The organism is Aeromonas enteropelogenes, from assembly GCF_000819845.1.
Taxonomy (GTDB): domain Bacteria; phylum Pseudomonadota; class Gammaproteobacteria; order Enterobacterales; family Aeromonadaceae; genus Aeromonas; species Aeromonas enteropelogenes.
Genome location: NZ_CDCG01000033.1, coordinates 6198 through 8413, shown reverse-complemented (window position 1 = coordinate 8413; position 2216 = coordinate 6198). Strand labels below are relative to the sequence as shown.

General features: G+C 58.8%; 4 protein-coding genes. 1 reads left to right on the top strand and 3 read right to left on the bottom strand.

Annotated features, from left to right (window positions below; genetic code table 11):
• The 3 genes from BN1123_RS21835 to BN1123_RS11775 all read right to left on the bottom strand — a co-directional run.
• Nucleotides 1–189 (bottom strand): hypothetical protein (locus BN1123_RS21835; RefSeq protein WP_042027199.1); only part of this gene is annotated, 189 nt, incomplete at its 3' end.
• An 84-nt stretch (nt 190–273) separates the two neighbouring features.
• On the bottom strand, nt 274–489 hold the full coding sequence (locus BN1123_RS11780) for a SlyX family protein (protein WP_042027198.1): 216 nt from the start codon (nt 487–489) through the stop codon (nt 274–276).
• Between the two features lie 14 nt (nt 490–503).
• Nucleotides 504–1472: a WD40 repeat domain-containing protein gene (locus BN1123_RS11775; RefSeq protein WP_042027196.1), complete on the bottom strand. Its 969-nt coding sequence runs from the start codon at nt 1470–1472 to the stop codon at nt 504–506.
• Between the two features lie 118 nt (nt 1473–1590).
• On the opposite strand from BN1123_RS11775, the gene BN1123_RS11770 reads away from it, so the two are divergent.
• Nucleotides 1591–2216 (top strand): FKBP-type peptidyl-prolyl cis-trans isomerase N-terminal domain-containing protein (locus BN1123_RS11770; protein WP_042027195.1); only part of this gene is annotated, 626 nt, incomplete at its 3' end.

Below are 2216 nucleotides of genomic sequence, written 5' to 3'. Positions count from 1 at the left end.
CATGATCATGATCATGACCACGATCACGGTGGCTGCTGTGGTGGTGGTCATCACCATCATGAAGAAGAGCATGGCCATGGTGGTTGCTGCGGCGGTGCCGGCCACGGTCACGACCACGGCCATGATCACGGTGACGACCATGGTCACGGCGGCTGCTGCGGTGGCGGCGGTTGCGGTGGCAAGGGCCATCACCACTGATCCGGGTTCGACCCGAGATAAAAAACCCGCGCCTGGCGCGGGTTTTTTTATGAACAGGTGACTGGCGTCACCGGATCAGTAGTGAGGGGGCGGCGTCTCTTCGGACATGCTGGCAATCTGGCTCGGCTGCACGCTCTTGAGCTTGTCCACCAGCAGCTGGATCTGATGCTTGAGCCGATCCAGCTCGCGCCCCTGGGTGGTGACCTCGTCGTTGAGCAGCTCTATGGTGTATTCCGCATAGGCAAGACGGGTTTCCAGGGTTTCGATGCGATCGTTTACTTGCTGACTCATGGGCCTTCGGGTCCTTACTTGATTGTCCAGATTTCGGCCAGACCACTGGAGCTGGCGCTGACAAGGTGGCTATTGTCGCGCAAAGCCACGCCGTAGACCACAGCGCTGGGCGGTTTTGCCTTGGGATAGGGGGCGACGCGCCAGCTCTGCAGCAAGGTACCATCGCTCACCCGCCACAGGGAGAGCTGACGGGACGGGGCGCCAGTAATGAGCCATTTGCCGTCGTTGGCGAAGCGGGCGCTGCTGTACACCTCGAAACGGTGATCAAACTGCAGCCGGCTCACCTCTTTACCTGTTTTCAGATCCCAGATGCTGGCCTGACGGCTGTCAGCGGTGAAGGCGTAGCGGCCGCTGGGCTCCAGTCTGGCCATCACTACCCGGCCGCCGTGGTTGAAACGCCACACTACCTGGCCACTTTGGGTATCCCACAGATAGGCGCTGTAGTCGTTGCCACCGGTCAGGGCATAGCGGCCATTGGCGGAGAGATCCACCGTATTGATCTGCTCAGTATGCCCCAGGAATTGCAGGCGGCGCCCGCTCTGGGTGTCGACCACCTCCGCCTTGCCATCTTCCCGACCGATCAGCACCTGACGGCCATCTGCCGACAGGGCGATGTCCCTCAGCCTGGATTCAGGAAGGGAGTAGTAGCCTTGCGAATGCCCATTCTGGAGGGCCCAGATGGCGAAGGTATTTGACGTTGCGGTGACGGCGTGGTTGTTGCCTTCGGCAAAACGGGTAATGAACACCAGGTTGTCCGGTGCGTCTGATTGCGTCCAGCGCCAGCGTTGGCGGTTTTGCTCAAGGTCCCATACCACGATACCCTGACTCAAGCTGGAGACGATGGCTTGCTTGCCATCGCTGGAGAGATCGGCGGTCAGCAGGCCTGTGCTGGCGAGGGTAATTTGCTGGTCTGGCCGGGCGCTTTGCTCGCAGCCAGTCAGCATCAAGCAGAGGCTTACCAGATAAATAGCACTTTTTAACATTTTTGCGGTCTCACGCTGTTGTTACCTGCAATCACGGCGTTAGTATAAGGCGCTTGTCACGATAAACCTCTCATTTCACGATGGAACCGAGAGCGGTATTTGAAGTTTGGAGAAACTGATGAATAAATTTCTGAAGGTGTCCCTGTTGGCTGCGGCGGTTGCCGTGGGTCTGACTGCTTGCCAAGACGAGAAGCCGGCGGCCAATACCGCCGAGGTGAAGGCAGAGGCCAGCAAGCCTGCAGAGGCGACCAAGGCTGAAGCCAAGAGCTTTGAAGAGCAATCCGGTTATGCGATTGGCCTCTCCATGGGGCGTTACATCGCCAATACCCTGGAGCGTCAACAAGAGCTCGGCATCAAGCTGGACAACGCCGTGATCCTGAAAGGGGTGACTGACGGTCTGGGCAAAGACGCCAAGATGACCGATGAAGAGATCCAGAAGGTTCTGCAGCAGTACGACGCCAAGATCAACGAGCTGACCAAGGCCAAGGCCGAGAAAGATGCCGTTGAGAACCTGAAGAAGGGCGAAGCCTTCCTGGCTGACAATGCCAAGAAAGAGGGCGTGAAGACCACTGAATCCGGCCTGCAGTATCAGGTCGAGAAGATGGGCACAGGCGCCAAGCCGAAGGCCACCGATATCGTCAAGGTGCACTACACTGGCACTCTGACCGATGGCACCAAGTTTGACAGCTCCGTCGATCGTGGCGAGCCGGCGACCTTCCCGCTGAACCAGGTGATCCCGGGCTG